Annotated in this window: 18 protein-coding genes; 10 read left to right on the top strand and 8 right to left on the bottom strand. The window is 74.7% G+C overall.

The features are described 5' to 3' along the window. The first annotated feature begins 15 nt into the window (after positions 1-15). Together BM339_RS10280 and BM339_RS10275 are read left to right on the top strand one after the other, a co-directional pair. A complete protein-coding gene (locus BM339_RS10280; protein ID WP_024934309.1) occupies positions 16-1,278 on the top strand; it encodes a nucleotide sugar dehydrogenase in 1,263 nt (420 codons plus the stop codon). Positions 1,279-1,403: 125 nt separating this feature from the next. Next, positions 1,404-2,543: a glycosyltransferase gene (locus BM339_RS10275; protein WP_075020695.1), complete on the top strand. Its 1,140-nt coding sequence runs from the start codon at positions 1,404-1,406 to the stop codon at positions 2,541-2,543. 32 nt (positions 2,544-2,575) lie between these two features. On the opposite strand, the gene BM339_RS52270 is transcribed toward BM339_RS10275, so the two are convergent. Further along, positions 2,576-4,471, bottom strand: coding sequence for an outer membrane protein assembly factor BamB family protein (locus BM339_RS52270; protein WP_143118344.1), 1,896 nt, complete (start codon positions 4,469-4,471; stop codon positions 2,576-2,578). Positions 4,472-4,623: 152 nt separating this feature from the next. Here BM339_RS52270 and BM339_RS10265 point away from each other — a divergent pair, with 152 nt between their 5' ends. From BM339_RS10265 to BM339_RS10240, 6 genes are all read left to right on the top strand, one after another. Further along, positions 4,624-5,220, top strand: a complete 597-nt coding sequence (locus BM339_RS10265; RefSeq protein WP_021600104.1) for an HD domain-containing protein — start codon at positions 4,624-4,626, stop codon at positions 5,218-5,220. 32 nt (positions 5,221-5,252) lie between these two features. Then, positions 5,253-5,750 carry an SRPBCC family protein gene (locus BM339_RS10260; RefSeq protein ID WP_075020943.1) on the top strand — a complete coding sequence of 166 codons (498 nt, stop codon included), beginning with the start codon at positions 5,253-5,255 and terminating at the stop codon, positions 5,748-5,750. 55 nt (positions 5,751-5,805) lie between these two features. After that, complete coding sequence (locus BM339_RS10255; RefSeq protein WP_021600106.1) at positions 5,806-6,543, top strand: acetoacetate decarboxylase family protein; 738 nt, start codon at positions 5,806-5,808, stop codon at positions 6,541-6,543. Then, a complete protein-coding gene (locus tag BM339_RS10250; protein WP_075020694.1) occupies positions 6,540-7,163 on the top strand; it encodes an SDR family NAD(P)-dependent oxidoreductase in 624 nt (207 codons plus the stop codon). The genes BM339_RS10255 and BM339_RS10250 overlap by 4 nt, the downstream gene beginning before the upstream one ends. A 91-nt stretch (positions 7,164-7,254) precedes the next feature. After that, positions 7,255-9,705, top strand: a complete 2,451-nt coding sequence (locus BM339_RS10245) for a HelD family protein (protein WP_075020693.1) — start codon at positions 7,255-7,257, stop codon at positions 9,703-9,705. A gap of 112 nt (positions 9,706-9,817) precedes the next feature. Next, positions 9,818-10,519 (top strand): TetR/AcrR family transcriptional regulator, encoded by a 702-nt coding sequence (locus tag BM339_RS10240; protein ID WP_075020692.1) that lies wholly within the window; start codon positions 9,818-9,820, stop codon positions 10,517-10,519. A gap of 113 nt (positions 10,520-10,632) precedes the next feature. Here BM339_RS10240 and BM339_RS10235 read toward each other — a convergent pair whose 3' ends face one another. From BM339_RS10235 to BM339_RS10215, 5 genes are read right to left on the bottom strand one after another with little or no spacing between them, the layout of a single operon-like run. Next, positions 10,633-11,487, bottom strand: a complete 855-nt coding sequence (locus BM339_RS10235) for a glycosyltransferase family 2 protein (protein WP_052357271.1) — start codon at positions 11,485-11,487, stop codon at positions 10,633-10,635. A 23-nt stretch (positions 11,488-11,510) separates the two neighbouring features. Continuing rightward, complete coding sequence (locus BM339_RS10230) at positions 11,511-12,374, bottom strand: CDP-alcohol phosphatidyltransferase family protein (protein WP_083597533.1); 864 nt, start codon at positions 12,372-12,374, stop codon at positions 11,511-11,513. Next, positions 12,364-13,419 (bottom strand): iron-containing alcohol dehydrogenase family protein, encoded by a 1,056-nt coding sequence (locus tag BM339_RS10225; protein ID WP_075020941.1) that lies wholly within the window; start codon positions 13,417-13,419, stop codon positions 12,364-12,366. The genes BM339_RS10230 and BM339_RS10225 overlap by 11 nt, the downstream gene beginning before the upstream one ends. A gap of 49 nt (positions 13,420-13,468) precedes the next feature. Further along, positions 13,469-14,200, bottom strand: coding sequence for a phosphocholine cytidylyltransferase family protein (locus tag BM339_RS10220; protein WP_021599501.1), 732 nt, complete (start codon positions 14,198-14,200; stop codon positions 13,469-13,471). Then, complete coding sequence (locus BM339_RS10215) at positions 14,197-14,490, bottom strand: hypothetical protein (protein WP_021599500.1); 294 nt, start codon at positions 14,488-14,490, stop codon at positions 14,197-14,199. Before BM339_RS10215 ends, BM339_RS10220 begins: the two co-directional genes overlap by 4 nt. A 112-nt stretch (positions 14,491-14,602) precedes the next feature. Here BM339_RS10215 and ispD point away from each other — a divergent pair, with 112 nt between their 5' ends. Together ispD and BM339_RS10205 are read left to right on the top strand one after the other, a co-directional pair. After that, positions 14,603-15,307 carry a 2-C-methyl-D-erythritol 4-phosphate cytidylyltransferase gene (ispD, locus tag BM339_RS10210; RefSeq protein ID WP_021599499.1) on the top strand — a complete coding sequence of 235 codons (705 nt, stop codon included), beginning with the start codon at positions 14,603-14,605 and terminating at the stop codon, positions 15,305-15,307. Then, complete coding sequence (locus tag BM339_RS10205) at positions 15,304-16,068, top strand: glycerophosphodiester phosphodiesterase (protein ID WP_021599498.1); 765 nt, start codon at positions 15,304-15,306, stop codon at positions 16,066-16,068. The genes ispD and BM339_RS10205 overlap by 4 nt, the downstream gene beginning before the upstream one ends. Positions 16,069-16,098: 30 nt before the next feature. Here the strand turns inward: BM339_RS10205 and BM339_RS10200 are convergent, their stop codons facing one another. Both BM339_RS10200 and BM339_RS10195 read right to left on the bottom strand, forming a co-directional pair. After that, positions 16,099-16,845, bottom strand: coding sequence for a hypothetical protein (locus BM339_RS10200; RefSeq protein WP_075020691.1), 747 nt, complete (start codon positions 16,843-16,845; stop codon positions 16,099-16,101). A gap of 102 nt (positions 16,846-16,947) precedes the next feature. Then, entirely contained in the window at positions 16,948-17,997 is a 1,050-nt protein-coding gene (locus tag BM339_RS10195; RefSeq protein WP_075020690.1) for a glycosyltransferase family 2 protein, read from the bottom strand. Between the last annotated feature and the right edge of the window lie 86 nt (positions 17,998-18,083).

Genomic DNA, 18,083 nt, shown 5'->3' with positions numbered 1-18,083 from the left:
AAGGGAGCCGGCCGCGTGGATCTTGTGGTCATCGGACTCGGCTACGTGGGCCTGCCGCTCGTGCGGGAGGCCTGCCGGGCCGGCCTGCGGGCCGGCGGGCTGGACCGGGACGCGCGGGTGGTCGCCGGGCTGAAGGCCGGGCTGTCGCACGTCGACGACGTGTCGCCCGGCGAGGTCGAGCGGATGCTGGCCGCCGGGTTCGCGCCGAGCCTCGACGAGGACGTCCTGGACGGCGCCCGCACCGTGGTGATCTGCGTGCCGACGCCGCTGTCGCCCGAGGGCGGCCCCGACCTGACGGCGGTCCGCGGCGCCGCCGAGACCGTCGCCCGGCACCTGGAACCGGGGACGCTGGTGGTCCTGGAGTCGACCACCTACCCCGGCACGACCGAGGAGGTCGTCCGGCCGATCCTGGAGACGTCCGGCCTGGTCGCCGGGGAGGAGTTCCACCTGGCGTTCTCGCCGGAGCGGATCGACCCCGGCAACCCGGTGTACGGCGTCCGCAACACCCCCAAGATCGTGGGCGGGCTCGGCCCGGCGTGCGCGTCGGCGGCCGCGGCCTTCTACGGCAAGTTCGTCGACCGGGTCGTGCAGGCCAAGGGGACGCGCGAGGCCGAGATGGCCAAGTTGCTGGAGAACACCTACCGGCACGTCAACATCGCGCTGGTCAACGAGATGGCGGTGTTCTGCAACGAGCTGGGCATCGACCTGTGGGACGCGATCGACTGCGCGGCCACCAAGCCGTTCGGGTTCCAGGCGTTCCGGCCGGGGCCGGGCGTCGGCGGGCACTGCATCCCGATCGACCCGAACTACCTGTCGTACAAGGTCCGCTCGCTGGGCTACCCGTTCCGGTTCGTGGAGCTGGCCCAGGAGATCAACGACCGGATGCCCCGGTACGTGGCGGAACGCGCGCAGCAGCTGCTGAACCGGGAGGGGCGCGCGCTCAAGGGCGCCCGGGTCCTGCTGCTCGGCGTCACCTACAAGGCCGACATCGCCGACCAGCGCGAGTCGCCGGCCCGCCCGGTGGCCCGGCGGCTGGCCCGGCTCGGCGCCGAGCTGTCGTTCCACGACCCGCTCGTCGCGTCGTGGGACGTCGACGGGACGCCGGTGCCGCCCGCCGGAGACGACCTCCCCGCCGCCCTGGAGGCGGCCGATCTGGCGATCGTGCTGGCCGACCACGCCGCCTACGACGCGGCGACGCTGGCCCGGCACGCGCGGCTGCTCTTCGACACCCGGGGCCGCACCAGGAACGTCCAATCGGACACCGTCGAGCTTCTCTAGCAGACGGGAACGAGTCGCCCGGCAGCGTCCATGTCAGGGACAGCGGGAATTCATCGGCAATTTCCATCGACGTCCGAGACTCGGCGGCGAGGGCACGTTTTTCGGCATGTTGCGGAGTGAGTGTTATGCGGGTCTGCGTCTGCACGGTGGTGCACCATCCCGAGGACGCGCGCATTCTGCACCGGCAGATACGCGCGCTGCTCGACGCCGGCCATGAGGTCACATATATCGCGCCATTCCGGGCATGCAATGCGACGCCGTGGCGGCAGATCAGCCCGGTGGACATCCCGCGCGCCACGGGGCGGCGGCGCCTGCGGGCCCTGCGCGCCGCCCACCGGGCCCTCGCCGAGCACGCCTCCTACGCCGACCTGATCCTGCTGCACGACCCCGAGCTGCTGGTGTCCCTCCCCCGCCAGGTCCGCGAGCGGACGGTCGTCTGGGACGTCCACGAGGACACCGCCGCCGCCCTCACCGCCAAGGGCTGGCTGCCGGGCCCGGCCCGGCCCGTGCTGCGCCCGGCCGTGCACCGCCTGGAGCGGCGCAGCGAGCGGCGGCACCGGCTGCTGCTCGCCGAGGAGGGCTACCGGTCCCGGTTCCGCGAGGACCACCCGGTCGTGCCGAACACCACCTACGTCTCCGACCTGCCCCCGGGCCCGCCGGACGGCCGCCGCGCCGTGTACGTCGGGCAGCTGTCCCGGGCCCGCGGCGCCCTCGACATGATCGAGATGGCCCGCACGCTGACCGCCGCGGGCGTGCTGGTCGAGCTGATCGGCGCGGCCGACGCCGACGTCCGGGAGGAGCTGCGGGAGGCGCAGCGCGAGGGGATCGTGCGCTGGTACGGGTTCGTCCCGAACGACCGGGCGCTGCGCATCGCCGAGGGCGCGATGGCCGGGCTGGCGCTGCTGCACGACGAGCCCAACTACCGGCACTCGATGCCGACGAAGGTCGTGGAGTACATGGCCCGCGGCGTGCCGGTGGTCAGCACGCCGAACCCGCCGGCCGTGGACATCGTCGAGCCCGCCGGATGCGGGCTGATCGTCCCGTTCGGCGACCCGGAGGCCGCCGCCAAGGCCGTGCTGCGGCTGCGGGACGGCCCCGACCTCCGCGCCGACCTCGGCAGGCGGGGCTACGAGGCCGCCCGGCAGCGGTTCCACTGGCCCGTCCACGCCGAGCGCTTCGTCGCCCAGCTGGAGGCCTGGGCGGGCCGCTCCCCGAGCGCCGCGCCGGACCCGGAGCCCGAGGCGCGGCCGGTGCCCGAGTTCTGAGCCGGCCGCCCTGTCGGGGGGCGGGTGGCGCGTCAGGACGGGTGGTGCAGCCGGTAGGCGACCGACCGGGCGACGCGGGCCGCCGCCCCGGGCGGGCGGCTGGCCTCGACCGCCACGACGTACCGGCCCACCCGCAGCACGATCATCCCGGCCGCCGGGCCGATCTCGTACGCCTCGTCGGCGCCGATGTCGCGGCGCCGCCGCGCCTGCGCCTGCGTGGCCTGGAGGGCGTCCAGCATCCGCGAGGCCGCCTGGTCGGTGTCGCCCACCCAGCGGACGCTGACCGCGAGGCCGCGGACCGTCATGTCCGGCCGGCCGGTCTCCTCCGGGCTCGCCGACGGATCGGGCGCCGCGGACCCGGTCGCGCTCGGCTCCGGCTCGGGCGACGCCCGCTCGCCGGGCTCCGGCGGGTCCTCCGGCTTCGCCTTGCGGCGCGGTTCGTAGGCGCACGAGACCGGGTGCGGCAGCTTCATCGTCCCGGCGGAAGTGCGCCGCGGCCGGGTGACGTGGTCGGTCAGCCGGGCGGCGGCCAGGTCGGGTTTCCTCAGCAGGGCGCACGCGTCCGGCCAGTCCGCCACCGGGACGCCGCCGAGCTCGGCCGGGCCGGGGCCGGTGAGCCCGCCGCGCAGCGCCAGCAGCCGCGCCGCGCCGTCCGGGCGGGGCGCCGCCTGCGGGACGGCCACGTACAGCAGCCCGCCCGCCGCCGCCAGCCATGGCCGGGCGCCCGGCAGGTCGGGGTCCAGCGAGAACGGCACCGGCGCGGTCGTGGCGCCCCCGCCGCCGGGGTCCACGATGTCGACGGCCGCCGGCAGCAGGTCGGCCGACAGCCGGGGGCGCAGCGCGAACACGCGCCCGCCGGCCTGGGCGAGCGCCGCGTACGCGGGCACGTCGCGGCCCCACCGGACGCGCCCGGTCGAGACGTCCACCGCCTCCATGCGGGCGTCGTCCGGGCCGGAGCCCTCCGGGTGGTAGACGACCAGGAGCCGGTCCGAGACCCGCACGCCGGGGCACATCAGGTCGCCGCACACCCCGTCGCCCTTCCAGACCCCGACCTGGCGCCCCTTGTCGTCGTAGGCGCGCAGGGCCGTCCCGTCGGAGGCGAGGGTGACGCCGTCCAGCATCGACACCTCGGGCGACTCCCTGGACCCGAGGCGCCGGTCCCAGCGCACGGCGCCCTTCGCCGGATCGACGGCGAGGAGCCGGCTGCCCGCCCCCTCCTTCCCCGCGGCCGCCGTGCAGTGCAGGCCCAGCGCCGCGAGGCTCTCCCGGCCGTCGGACGGGTGCGCGCCGCCCTCGAACAGCCGGCAGCCGCGCGGCAGGGCCATCCGCCACACCCGGTTGCCGGAGACGGCCGAGACCCCGAACAGCGTCCGCCGCGCGTCGTCGGTGGTGAGCAGCACGTCCGACCCGGCGGGCCAGCGCAGCGTCGTCCGGGAGACGGCGGCGGGACGCTCCCCCTCGCGCCGCCACAGCAGGCCGCCCGACAGCGCGTCGAACGCGACGAGCACCCGGTCCGTCCGGTCGCCGTCCCGCTCGAAGTAGGCGACCAGCCGGGACCCGGTGGACGCCCAGCCGAGCAGCGTCCACCCGGAGCGGCGGTAGCTCCAGCGGCCGTCACCGGTGCGCGCGTCCCGCACCTCGACGCCGTTCCCGGACGCCGTCACGACCTGCCCCTGCGCGACCTCGTGCGCGATGCCGTCGTAGCCGGCGACGGAGCCGTGGTGGGTGCGCGTCGTCCGCTCCCAGCTCACGGCGAGCGGGCCCGGCGGCGGCCCCACCTCGCTCTGCGGGGTGACGGGGGTCCCGGTGACGGTGTGGCGGACCTGCCACCACTCGGCGCGCAGGACGTACTTGTCGACGAGCACGACGCACAGCACCACGGCCACCACCGCGGAGACCAGCCCGAGAGCGACGCGGACCCTGCCCACGGACTCCGGTCGGCCGTCAGGCCGCTGCCGGCTCCCGACCACGACCGCGCCGCCTCCTCCCCTACTGTGCTCACCAAGGCTCATCTAGGACGACACCCACCATGCCCTGTGCGGGCCTCCCGCGCGACACGGGAGGGAAGAACGGAGGAACCGTGGAGCTCTTCACCCGCTGGCACGCCTGGGAGACGGCCCGCGCGGACATCGCCGCGTCCGGCGCGGACATCGGCCTGGACGGCCTGGACGAGGCCGTCGCCGCCGCCGAGCGCTGGCACGGCGACCAGCGGCGGCCGACGGGCGCGCCCTACGTCGAGCACCTGCTGGAGGCCCTCGAAGTCCTGGTGCGCGGGGCCGGGGTGACGGCGCCCGCCGTCCTGTCCGCGGCCATTCTGCACGACGCCGTCGAGGACACGCCCGCGACGCTCGCCGACGTGGAGGCCGGATTCGGCCCCGAGGTGACCGAGCTGGTCGACTGGGTGACCAAGCCGCCCGCCACGGGCACCGGGCGGCAGGCCAAGCGCGCCGCCAGGGCCGCCTACCTCCGCCGGCTGAACGACGCCCCGCCCGAGGCGGTGCTGGTCAAGCTCGCCGACCGCGCCAGCAACGTGCAGACCCTGGACCGGATGCCCCCGGACTTCCAGCGCCGCTACTACGCCGAGACCATCACCTACATCGTCCCCCTCGCCGAGGACGAGCCGTGGTTCCGGGACTGGTACTCCTCCTGGCGGCGGCGGTTCGCCCACCTTAAATGACCAGATGGTCATGAAGTGGGATGATCGGGGCCATGAACCGTGAGTGGGTGGTCGAGGAGAGCGTGGCCGTCGCGGCCGACGCGCGCACCGTGTACGCGACGGTCGCCGATCTGCGCCGCATGGGCGAGTGGAGCCCGGAGGTGTTCGCGATCTGGGTGCGCGGGCGGTCGGTCGCGCCGGGCGCGAAGTTCGTCGGGTTCAACCGGCTCCGGTGGCGCGTTTGGTTCACCACGTGCCAGGTGACCTCGGCCGTGCCGGGCCAGGCGTTCGCGTTCCGCGTGTCGAGCTTCGGGATGCCCGTGGCGCTGTGGGGCTACCGCATCGAGGACGTCGCCGCCGATCCGGCCTCGCCCCGGACCCGGCTGACCGAGTACTGGGAGGACCTGCGGCGCGACAACCGCGGCGCGGCGTTCGTCTCGCTGCTCGGGAAGGTCTTCACCGGCGTCCCGGCCGAACGCCGCGCCGAGGTCAACCGCACGGGCATGCGCGCGACCCTCGACCGGATCCGGACGGCCGCCGAGAAGGGGTGACCTCCGCGCGCGCCACCGCTTGGCAGCAAAACGAGAACCTGTTCTACTAAGCGGTGTGACAAGCACCGTGCACGCGTATCCGATCCAGGGCGAGCGGGTCACCCTTCCGGTGCGGATCCGCGACGCCGCCGTCGGGTCGGCGATGTTCGCCGTCCCCGCCGGCGCCGCCCAGGCCGTCATCGCCTACTCCGGTCTGGAGGTCGCCGAGCCGCTGCCCGGCAAGGCGATCTGCTCGCTCGCCTTCGTCCGGTACGCCGACGGGGACCTCGGCCCGTACCACGAGTTCGCCGTCGCGTTCCTGGTGCGCCCGCCCGGCGGGACGGGATCCGCCGGGGTGCTCGGGCGGCTTCGCGGGATCGGCGCGTTCATCCACTGGCTCCCGGTCAACCAGGAGTTCACCCTGGAGGCCGGCCGGACGATCTGGGGCTTCCCCAAGGAGATCGCCGACATCCCCATGGACCTGTCCGGACGCGTGCGGCGGTGCGCGGTCCGGTTCGGCGGGCGGACGGCGATCGAGGTCGCCGTCCGGCCGGGGATCCCGATGCCGGACGCGGCCGGCGCGCCGAGCATGGACGCCTACTCGTGCCTGGACGGAGTGACCCGCCGGACGCCGTGGACGCTGACGCCGTCGCGGGTCCGGACCCGTCCGGGCGGGGCGAAGGTCGTCCTCGGCGACCACCCGGTGGCGGAGGAGCTGCGCGGGCTCGGCCTGGACCGGGCGCGGGCGCTGAGCAGCAGCACCGTCGGGCACCTGCGGATGGTGTTCCAGGGCGCCGAGGAGGTGCGCGCATGAGACGGACCGCGCTCGTGACCGGTGCCGCGGGCGGGCTGGGCGCGCTCGCGGCGCGGCGGCTCGCGGCGGCGGCCTGGGACGTCGTCGCCGTCGACGTGGACGAGGCGGGCCTGGCCGCGACGGCGCTGCGCTCCCCCAACACGCACGTCCGGACGTGCGACGCCACCGACCCCGCCGCCCTGGCGGACGTGCTGGCGATGGCGGGCCCCGTGCACCGCGTCGTGCACGCCGCCGCGGCCACCGCGCCCGGTCCGGTGCTGGCGCAGTCCCCCGCCGAGGTGGAACGCGTCCTGCGGACCATCGTCCTCGGCGCGGTGACGGTCGTCCAAGCGACGCTGCCGGGGATGCTCGACCGCGGAGCCGGCGAGCTGTTCCTGTGCCCCGGCGGATCGGGCCCGCCGGCGAGCGCCGCCGCCGCGGCCGTGGCCGCCTACGCCGACGCGCTCTGGGCCGAGCGCGGCGGGCAGGGCGTGACGCTCCGTTGCGTCCACGCCGACGGGGCCTCGCACGGGCTCGTCCTCGACGCGATGGACCGCTCCCTCGCGCGGCCCGCCGCGCGGATCCACGTGCGGGCCCGGCCGACCCGCCGCCCACCTGCCCTGATCCGCGCCCCGCGATGAACCCCCGCGGGACCGCATAAGCTGTCTCTTTCGCCCCTTCGGGGTGCCGGGGGACGTCCCCGGCGCGAGACACGCGCGAGGAGCAGCCTGCATGTCGTCCCAGGTCAACGGGCGGCCGACCGGCCCCGGCGGCACGGTGAAAGACCAGGAGATCGCCGCCGAGCAGCGCTATGTCGACATCGCGTACGCGCGGCTGGAGGAGATGCGCGCGGACGCCCAGGCCATGATCCGCGAGGGCTACCGGCAGTCGCTCGCCGGCACCAAGGGCTCGCTGGTCGACCGGGACGCGATGGTCCACCAGGCCGCGCTGCGCGCCCAGGCCCTCGACGTCGCCGACGACGGCCTGGTCTTCGGCCGGCTCGACCTGGCCTCCCGCGAGGTCCGCTACATCGGCCGCATCGGCGTCCGCACCAGCGAGCACGACTCCCTGGTGATCGACTGGCGGGCGCCCGCCGCCGAGGACTTCTACCGCGCCACCCCCGAGGACCCGCGCGGCGTCGTCCGCCGCCGGGTGCTGCACTCGCGCGGGCACACGGTCGTCGACCTGGAGGACGACCTGCTCGACCCGGACGCCTCCGACGGGATGACGATCGTCGGCGACGGCGCGTTCCTCGCCTCGCTCGCCCGCACCCGCGAGGGCGCGATGCGCGACATCGTCGCGACGATCCAGCGGGAGCAGGACGAGGTGATCCGCGCGCCCGCCGACGGGACGGTCCTGGTGCGCGGCGCCCCCGGCACCGGCAAGACCGCCGTCGCCCTGCACCGGGTCGCCTACCTGCTGTTCCGGCACCGGCGCCGGTTCGGCTCGCGCGGCGTCCTGGTGATCGGCCCGAACCGCCGGTTCACCGCCTACATCGAGCGGGTGCTGCCGTCGCTCGGCGAGGGCTCGGCCACGCTGCGCTCGCTCGGCGACCTCGTCGAGGGCGTCACCGCGACCGTCCACGACCCGCCGGAGACGGCCCGCGTCAAGGGCGCGGGCGCGATGGCGGCCGTGCTGCGCCGCGCCGTCGCCGACCACCCGCCCGGCGCGCCCGACGAGCTCCGCGTGGTGCACAAGGGCGTCGTCGTGACGCTCGACCGCGCCCGCCTCGACCGGATCAGGACCGAACTGCACCGGCGCGGCCGCGGGAGCGTGAACGCGGCCCGCGGCCGGGCCGCGGAGATGCTCCTGGACGCCCTCTGGGAGCGCTTCACCGACATCGGCGGCCCGGAGGCGGCCGAGGCCGAGGAGGGCGCCGAGGCGGGGCTGTGGAACGCGATCCTCGCCGCCGACGGCCTCGCCTCCCTCGACGACGAGCCGGCGCGCGGCGGGCGGAACGGGAACGGCGACCCCAAGCGCGGCCAGTTCGACGCGCGGGTCCGCGAGCAGCGCGCCTTCACCGACTTCCTCGTCTCCTGGTGGCCGATCCGCCGGCCGCTGGACGTGCTCCGCTCGCTGGGCGACCCCGCCCGGCTGCGCCGCGCCGCCGGCCGCGACCTCGACCGCGCCGCCGTCGAGCCGGTCGCCGCGTCCTGGGCCGGCGACGACGCTCCGCTCAGCTACCAGGACGTCGCGCTGCTCGACGAGCTGGACGCGCTGCTCGGCCCGCCGCCCCGCCCGTCCCGCCGCCGGACCGCCCCGTCCGAGGACGACCCGTTCGTCGTCGACGGCGTCAACATCCTCACCGGCGAGGAGGTCGTGGACGACACGTGGGAGCCGGAGATGCAGGAGCTGACCACGTCCATCGAACGGGTGGAGCGGTCGCGGCGCGTGGACGACGGCGTGGTGGAGGAACGCCCCGAGTACGCCCACATCGTCGTGGACGAGGCGCAGGACCTCTCCCCCATGCAGTGGCGCATGCTCGGCCGCCGCGGCCGCCAGGCCAGCTGGACGATCGTCGAGGACCCCGCGCAGAGCGCCTGGGAGGACCTGGACGCCGCCCGGCAGGCGATGGAGGCCGCGCTCGGCGGCGAGCGGCCGTCCCGGGGCCGCCGCCGCACCCGCAAGGCGGCGCCCCGCACGCGGCACGAGTACGAGCTGACGACGAACTACCGCAACTCCACCGAGATCGCCGCGGTGTCGGCCCGGGTGCTGGCCCGCGCGCTGCCGGACGCCTCCCCCGCCCGCGCCGTCCGGACGTCCGGCATCGACCCGATCGTCTCCATCGTCCCGGAACACGATCTGGCCTCGGCCGCCCGGGAGGCCGCCGAGGAACTGCTGGGCCAGGTCGACGGCACGATCGGCGTGATCGTCCCGCTCCCCCTGGCCGCGCCGCCGGAGGCCCAGACGTCCCTGTTCGACCCTTCGCCCGGCCATGCCGCCTGGTCGGAGGCCGACCGTGAACGGCTGGGCGAGGGGCTGCCGGAACGGGTGCAGGTGCTGGACGTCCTGGAGGCCAAGGGCCTGGAGTTCGACGCGGCCGTGATCGTGGCGCCCGAGACCGTCGCCGCCCAGTCGCCGCGCGGCCTCCGCGTCCTGTACGTGGCGGTGTCGCGGGCGACGCAGCGGCTGACCGTCCTCACCGCCGACCCCGACTGGAAGCACACGCTGCTCGACGGCTGACCGCGCGTCACCGCCGGCCGCCCGCGGGCCCAGGCCACGCGCTGAGAACGAAACCGCCCCCGCGCGGAGTTAGGCTGACGCTGCCCCCATTCGGACGCGTGGACGGAGAGCGATGAGCGGCCGCAACCCCGCGCCCCGACGCAGTTACGGAGGCCGTTCGGCCGAGGAGCGCCGCGCCGAACGGCGGGAACGCCTGCTGGCCGCCGGGCTGGAGCTGTTCGGCACCCGCGGGTACGCGGCGACGTCCATCGAGCGGCTGTGCGCGACCGCGAGCGTGTCGACCCGCAACTTCTACGAGGAGTTCTCCGGCCGCGAGGAGCTGCTCACCACGCTGCACCGCGGCATCAACGAGCGCGCCGCCGAGGCCGTGTCCGCCGCCTACGCCGAGGCGGCGGACGCCGACCTCGCCACCCGCGTCGAGCGGGCCGTCCGCGCGTTCGTCACCGCCACCGCGAGCGACCCGCGCCGCGCCCGCATCGCCTTCGTCGAGGTCATCGGGGTCAGCGCCGGCCTGGAGCGGCACCGCCTCGGCTGGCGCACCCGCTGGGAGGAGGCGCTGCTGGCGATGACCCGCGAGGCCGTGGAGCGCGGCGAGGCCGTCGACCGCGACCACCGCCTCACGATGATCGCGATCATCGGGGCCGTGAACAACCTCGTCCACCACTGGTCGGCCCGCGACCAGGACGTCCCCCTGGACGACATCACCGCCGAACTCACCCACCTGATCCTCGCGGTGTTGACCCAGGGGGGCGACCCCCTGGAACCCCCGTCACGAGCCGGTCGCTCCCCACGGCACGGTTCAGGTGAGCTGTGACCGTGCGGGCCTGCGACGCGCCGCTGCGGTCGCCCGGCTCGACGGGCATGCGCCCTCCGCTCGCTGCACTCGCTCCACGCGCCTGCCCGTGACCGCCGCTTCGGTCTTGCGAATTAAATAATGGGGGGGCGGCCGGTGCGGGTCATGCGCCAGGCGGTGCGGTAGGAGATGGGGCGGCGGGGGCCGGCGGGCTTGCGCCAGCCCTCCAGGAAGCCCTTGAACCACGGCTTGAGCGCGCTCGGCCTGCGTTCGCGGAGGAGGGTCATGCCGACCCACACGGCGAGGTAGGTCAGGGCGAGCGGCCACGGGAGGTTGCGGCGGGCCAGCCAGACGCGGTTGCGGGCGTTGTAGCGGTAGAACATGTCGTGCCGCGTCGGCAGGACCGCCGGGTGGAACATGACCGCCGAGGCGTCGTAGACGATCCGGTACCCGGCGTTGAGGATCTGCCAGGCGAGGTCGGTCTCCTCGTGGGCGTAGAAGAAGTCCTCGGGGAGGCCGCCGCCGGCGTCGAACGCGGCGCGGCGGATCGCGGAGGCGCCGCCGAGGAAGGTGGTCGCGGCGGACGAGCGCTCCGGGTCGCCGGCGCGCAGCCGCGGCACGTGGCGGCGCTCGCCGCGGCCGCCCTCGGGGTCGCGGACGCGGAACGAGACCACGCCGAGGTCGGGCTCGGCGGAGAACCGGTCGCGCAGGTAGGTGCCGAGGCGGGTGGAGCGGTACCAGCCGTCGTCGTCCAGGAACAGGATCACATCGCCGCTGGACGCCTCGACGCCCCGGTTCCGGCCGCCCGGGATGCCGAGGTTCTTCGGGAGGGTGACGGTCCGGACGCGCTCGTCGTCGAAGGGGGCGGCTCCGGCGCGGTCGCCGACGGGGTCGACGCCGTTGCCGACGAGGACGACCTCGATGTCCACGTGCTCCTGCTCCAGGGCGCTGCGGACGGCGCGGGCCAGCTCCTCCGGCCGGTTCCCCATCGTGAGGACGACGACGGACAGTTTCACTTCAGCCTCCGGGAGGCCAGGATGCTGACCAGGTGGAGCAGCGTCTGGACGACGGCGACGGCGGCCACCGCGACCATCAGCACGCGGACCGCGACGGGGTCGTCCGCGCCGGAGACGGTGTCGATCACGGCGGCGGCGAGGATCAGCAGCGACAGCTCGACCGCGCCGATGATGCGGTGGAAGCGCAGCATGGACGCCGCCTGCCGGGCGAGCGCGATGCCGGTGGAGCGGGGGCGCAGCGCCCGGTCGCCGCCGGACGGGTCGGCGGGCAGCCCCGACTTGGCGCGCGCCACGACGACGTTGTCGGTCTCGGCCTTGATCAGCGCGGCGCCGAGCGCGGCGACGAGGCCGAGCTCGACCCAGCCGCCGTTCGACCAGCCGCCCTGCGCCATGAAGCCGAGCCCGATGAGCAGCGACACCTCGGACAGGTAGTGGCCGATCCGGTCGAGGAACACCCCGGCGACCGACGTCTGCCGCAGGTAGCGGGCGACCTCGCCGTCGACGCAGTCGAGCAGCAGGTAGACCTGGATGAGGAGGGCGCCGCCGAGCGCCGTCCACAGGGCGGAGACGGGCAGCGACACCACGGCGCCGGCGGCCACGCCGCAGGCCATCATCAGGTAGGTGAGCTGGTTGGGGCTGAAGCCGAGGCGCAGCGCGATCCACGCGAAGTACGGGGACAGGTCGCGCATGTAGAGGCGGCCGGCCCAGTGCTCCTCGTTGCGGCGGTCCTTCAGGCCGGGCGGCTGCCCGTACCGGCGGATGTCGGCGACCCGGGCGCCCTTGCGGTGCGGCCGGTGGTCGTCGGCGGGCGGCTCGGGGGATTCCGGGGGACGGTTCCGCCCGGGCAGCTCAGCCTCCATGGGCCTGGACATACTCTTCCACCGCCTTGCGGGTCTCGCCCTCGTCGAGGCTGAGGTGTTCCAAGATCGTATAGCGGCCGGGCCGGGTCCGCGGGGCGTAGTGCACGGCCTCGGCGAACTGCTCGGCGGTCAGCCCGACGTCGCCGGGTACCCGCGGCAGCCCGTGCCGGTCGAGGCAGGTGAGGATCTCGCCGAGCCGCTCCTCGCCCGCGCCGAGCCGGGTGGCGCGCAGGTGGTAGCAGAACGCGGCGCCGATCCCGGCCAGCTCGCCGTGGTTGGCGGTGTTGGGGTACAGGTGGTCGATGGCGTGCAGGATCTCGTGGTCGCCGCCGCTCGCCGGGCGGGAGTCGCCCGCGAACGCCATCGCCATCCCGGACAGGACGAGCCCCTCGGCGAGGACGGTGAGGAACCGGTCCGAGCCGATCGTGCCGGGCTGGTGCAGCAGCGCCTCGGCGGCGGTGCGGGCCACGGTGAGCGCCATCCGGTCGACCCGCTCGCCGCACTCGTCGGCCGCGAGCAGCCAGTCGTCCACGGCGGAGAAGTTGCTGACCACGTCGCCGATCCCGGCGCGGACGAGCCGGTCGGGCGCCGCGTGCACGTAGTCGAGGTCGACGATCATCGCCAGCGGCATCACGACGCCGAAGGAGCCCTTGCCCTTGTCGTGGACGAGGGACGCGACCGGCGAGCAGATCCCGTCGTGGGACAGGTTGGTGGCGACCGACACCATCGGGATGCCCGACAGCGTCGCCGCGTACTTGGTGGCGTCGATCGTCCGGCCGCCGCCGATGCCGATGACGGCCTCGTAGGACCCGGCGCGCAGCTTGGAGCCGAGGCTGACGGCCGCGTCGACGGTGCCTCCCTCGACATGGAACACCTCGCAGGCGGCCAGCGAGGGTCTCACCTGCTCGGCGATCTGGTCGCCCTGGCCGGGGCCGACCGCGATCGCGACGCGCCCCTCGGTGGCGATCCGCCGGTCGGCGAGCAGCTCGCCGAGGGAGGCGACGGCGCCGCGCCGGACGTCGATGGACAGCGGCGCGTTCAGCATCCGCGTGAGCAGGGGCATGGGCCTCCTCGCGTCGTGCCGGGCGTTGCGGTCAGTAGCCCTTGGCGATCCGGCGGGCCTTCTCCAGGTCGTCGTGGTTGTCGACCTCGACCCAGGCGGTGTCGCCGATCGGCGCGACGCCGATGCGGCCGCCCCGGTTCACGAGCTCCTGGTAGCCGTCCTCGTAGTAGAGGTCCGGGTCGCGCTCCCAGGTGGCCTTGAGGGCGTCGGCGAGCGGCTCGGCGGCCGCGGGCTCGATCAGGGTGGCGCCGATGTACTCGCCGTTCGCGGTGGCCGGGTCCATCAGCTTGGTGATGGTCTTCAGGCGGCCCTCGCCGTCGAGGATGACCTTCATCTCCTCGTCGGCGAGTGTTTTCACGTCGTCCACCGCGAGGAGGATGTCCGGTCCGCGGCCGGCCAGTAGCGTCTTCTCGACGCTCACCGGATGGACCGTGTCGCCGTTGACCATGAGGACGCCCTTGGAGAAGTGCTCGCGAGCCAGCCACATGGAGTAGGCGTTGTTCCACTCCTCGGCCTTGTCGTTGTGAACCAGCGTGAGGGTCACGCCGTACCGCTCCTCAAGGGCGGCCTTGCGCTCCTCCACCGCGCCCGCGCAGTAGCCGACGACGATGACGACGTCCGTCAGCCCGACCTCGGCGAGGTTGCCGAGGGCGATGTCGAGGATGGTGGTCTCGCCGTCGACGGGGACCAGGGCCTTGGGGAGGGTGTCGGTATACGGCCGCAGCCTCCGGCCCGCGCCCGCCGCCAGCACCATGCCGATCATGATCTTCTCTCCCTTTCCTCGTGGGGGCCGCCCCCCACGTCCCCGGACAGGACGCCAAGGTAGGCGGCCGGCGCCGCGTACGCGAACGGAAGCGGCCCGGCCGGACCCGTGCGGGCGGCGGACGGCATCCGGCCGTCGCAGCCGAGCCGGACCCGGTGGCCTTGGCGGGTGCCGTGGGCGGTGTCGCAGTGGTGGAGCGCGAGGACCGTGATCAGCGCGTAGACGAGCGGCGCCGATACTGCCCGCGCGTCCCCCAACACGGCGAGGTAACCATACTCGATTGCGCGCATGAAGGGCGGGACGAGCCGATCTCGGCGGCTTCGGCGGCCTTTCGGTCCGGGCGGGTGGGCGCGGGACGCTCCTGTTACGTTGAGCGTGACCAGTCGTGGAAACCGGGGAGAGATGGCGACGCGGACGGTTGCGGTGGTACTCGCCGGCGGGGTCGGCGAGCGGATGGGCGCCGGGCGCCCCAAGCAGCTCATGGAGATCGGCGGGCGGCCGATCCTGGCGCGCGCGATCGCCGCGTTCGACGCGCACCCGGGGATCGGCGAGGTGGTGGTCGTGATGGCGGCCGGCCATCTGCGCGAGGCCGCCGCCATCGCCGCGCCGTTCCGCAAGACGGCGGCGGTGATCGAGGGCGGCGCGACCCGGACCGCGTCCACGGTCGCGGCGCTGCGCGCGCTGGACGACCGCCCCGACGACGCCCGCGTGCTGTTCCACGACGCCGCCCGCCCGTTCGTCGACCGCCCGGTGATCGACCGCGTGCTGGACGCGCTGGACGCGGGCGAGGCCGTCGCGGTGGGCGTGCCCTCGTCCGACACGATCGTGGTGGTGGACGGGGACGGCATGGTCGTGTCGATGCCGCCGCGCGAGACGATGAGCCGGTTCCAGACGCCGCAGGGGTTCCGGCTCGGCACGATCCGCAAGGCCTACGAGCTGGCCCTCGCCGACCCGGCGCTGCGCGCGACGGACGACTGCGGGATCGTGCACCGCTACCTGCCGGACGTCCCGATCCGGGTCGTCGCGGGCAGCGAGCGCAACCTCAAGGTCACCCGGCCCCTCGACGCCGTCATCGCCGAACATCTCGCCACCGAGGACTCCCCTTGATCTTCGAGCACGCCCCCACGGTCATCGGCCACCGCGGCTACGGGTCGGGCGACCCGACGCCGCCCGGGTCCGAGACGCCGGTCGCGGAGAACACGCTGCCCTCGCTGCTCGCCGCAGCGGAGGCGCTGCGCGGCGCCCCCGGCGGGCCCTGGGTGGAGATCGACGTGACCCGGACCGCCGACGACCATCTCGTGCTGCGGCACGACCCGACGACGTCGGAGGGCGACCACCTGGTCGACCTGCCCGCCACGGCGAGCGGGCTGCCGCTGCTCACCGAGATCTTCGCGGACCTGCCCGCGGACGTCCCGGTGGACGTGGACGTGAAGACCGTCCTGGAGGACGCGCTGGACGAGCCGTCCCGCCGCACCGGGGCGCTGCTGCTGCCGGTGCTCCGGCGGGAGGCGCGGCGGCGCCGGCTGCTCGTCACCTCGTTCGACCCGTCGCTGCTGATGTTCCTGAAGGACGAGCTGCCCGGCGTCCCGCTGGGGCTGCTGACGTGGCTGCGGTTCCCGCTGTGGCACGCCGTCCCGGCGGCGGCGGGCCTCGGCCTGGACGCCGTCGCCGTGCACACCGGGTCGTGCGGCATCGAGCATCCCGACACGCGGCTGCGCCCGCTGGAGCACTGCGTGGACGTCGCGCGCAAGGCGGGCCTGGAGACGATCGCCTGGTGCCCGAGCGCCGAGGCGGCGCCGACCTACGCCGCCGCCGGGTTCGACGCGATGGTGGTCAACGACGTCCCGGGCGTCCTCGCGGCCGTCTGAGCTCCGCTCCGACCGCGCTACGTCCGCACGCTACGTGGGGCGGTTCCCGCCGTACATCCGCGTCCAGTCGCCGGGCTCCTCGTCGTCCGGGCCGGAGCCGGACGAGGACGGCTTGGGCTTGTCGCCGGACGCCGGAGCGGGCGGTGGCGACGGCGGGGACGGCGACTGCGCCGGAGGGGCGGCGGACGCCGGCTGAGCGGGCGGCTGCCCGTACTGGGGCGCCCCCTGCCAGGGCGGGCTCTGGCCGGGCGCGGGAGGCGGCTGAGGCGCTCCCAGGGGCGCCGGGGAGCCGGGCAGGGGCGGCGGGCCCATCGGCGCCGGCGGCGGCCCCGCGAAGCGCGGCGCGGCCCCTGTACGGGCCTTCCAGCGCGACGGCGCGACCGAGGCGGCGAGGAGCGCGACGCCCAGCAGCAGGAAGATGCCGTAGGGAGCGATGAACGTGTAGCCGAGGTAGAGCTCGCGAGGGAGCAGGTCCCGCCCGGAGTGCCCGATCGCCCAGCGCGGGGACGCGACCCAGAGGACGCCGACGGCCGTGTAGACGAACCCCGGGATCAGCGAGGCGAGCGGCGAGATCCTGGATCCCACCACCACGCCCACCAGGACGGCCGCGACCAGCACGACCGCGGCGCCGAGCCAGCGGTCGCCACCGCCTCGGGTGTAGAAGTACCGGAAGTACTCGCTGAACTTCGTCGTGCTGTACATCAGGCACACCGCGATGACCGGTGTCACCACGAGACCGATCACCACGCCGAGGCCGTGGCGTGCTCCGCTGGACATGGCCACCTCCGAACAGCGGCGGGCAAGATCCCGCCAAACCTAACGGCTCCGACGGCCCGAAGACCACGGAGGTTCGCAGGTGGATCTAACTTTTGTCCGCTATTAGATGGATTCGCCCGGTTTCACCGGGGTCGGCTGGCCCAGCCGCGGCGGGCTGGTCAGGAACCCGACACCCCACGTCACGTGCATGGTCGCGAACACCAGCGGAAGCCGCGCCCAGGCGCCGAGCGGCAGGCCGCGCCCCTCCACGGCGGCACCGACGATCATCGCGGCCGCGTACCCGCCGGGCAGCAGCCAGCCGGGCCAGAACCCGAACGCCCCGGCGACCGCGCCCGCCGTCATCGCGACCACGGCGATGGGCGGCGCGAGGTAGCGCAGGCTGAGGGTGCCCTGGTGCTCGCGCCCCACGACGCGCCGCCAGCGCCCGGTGTGGAAGTACTGCTTGGCGAGGGCCCGCAGGTTGGGGCGCGGCCGGTAGGTGACGCGCATCCGGGGCGTGAAGAAGATCCGGCCGCCGGTCTCCCGGATGCGGTGGTTCATCTCCCAGTCCTGCGCGCGGACGAACGTCTCGTCGTACCCGCCGACCCGGTCCAGCGCGCTGCGGCGGAACGTCCCGAGGTAGACCGTCTCGACCTCCCCGGCCTCGCCGCCGGTGTGGAAGCGGGCGTTGCCGACGCCGAGCTTGGACGTCATCGCGCGCGCCACGGCCTTCTCGAACGGGGTGACGCCCTCGGCCGCCATGATCCCGCCCACGTTGTCGGCGCCGGTCTCCTCCATCGTCTCGACGGCGGCGCGGACGTAGTCGGCGGGCAGCAGCGAGTGCCCGTCCACCCGGACGATGATCGAGTACTGCGACGCCTTGATCGCGATGTTGAGGCCCTGCGGGGTGCGCCCGGTCGGGTTCTCGACGACCAGGACGCGCGGGTCCTCGGCGGCGAGCTTGCGGGCGATCTCCTCGGTGCGGTCGCGGGACGGCCCGATCGCCAGGACGAGCTCCAGCTCGCCGGGGTAGTCCTGGCTCAGGATGCCGCGCACGGCGTCGGTGAGGTGGCGTTGCTCGTTGAGGACCGGCATCACGACCGAGACGGCGGGCCAGGTGCGCTCACCGGATTCGGAGAGGGGCTTCACGGCGTACCGGGTTTCCTGGTTCATGGCGCGCTGGGCATGGGGAGACGGATTCATGTGGGCTCGCGGGCGCACCCGTCCGGAGGACCGGAGCAGGGCACCTCTTCCTCTCT

This window comes from Actinomadura madurae (assembly GCF_900115095.1).
GTDB classification, from domain to species: Bacteria; Actinomycetota; Actinomycetes; order Streptosporangiales; family Streptosporangiaceae; genus Spirillospora; species Spirillospora madurae.
This window is presented reverse-complemented; position numbering and strand designations above follow the sequence as displayed.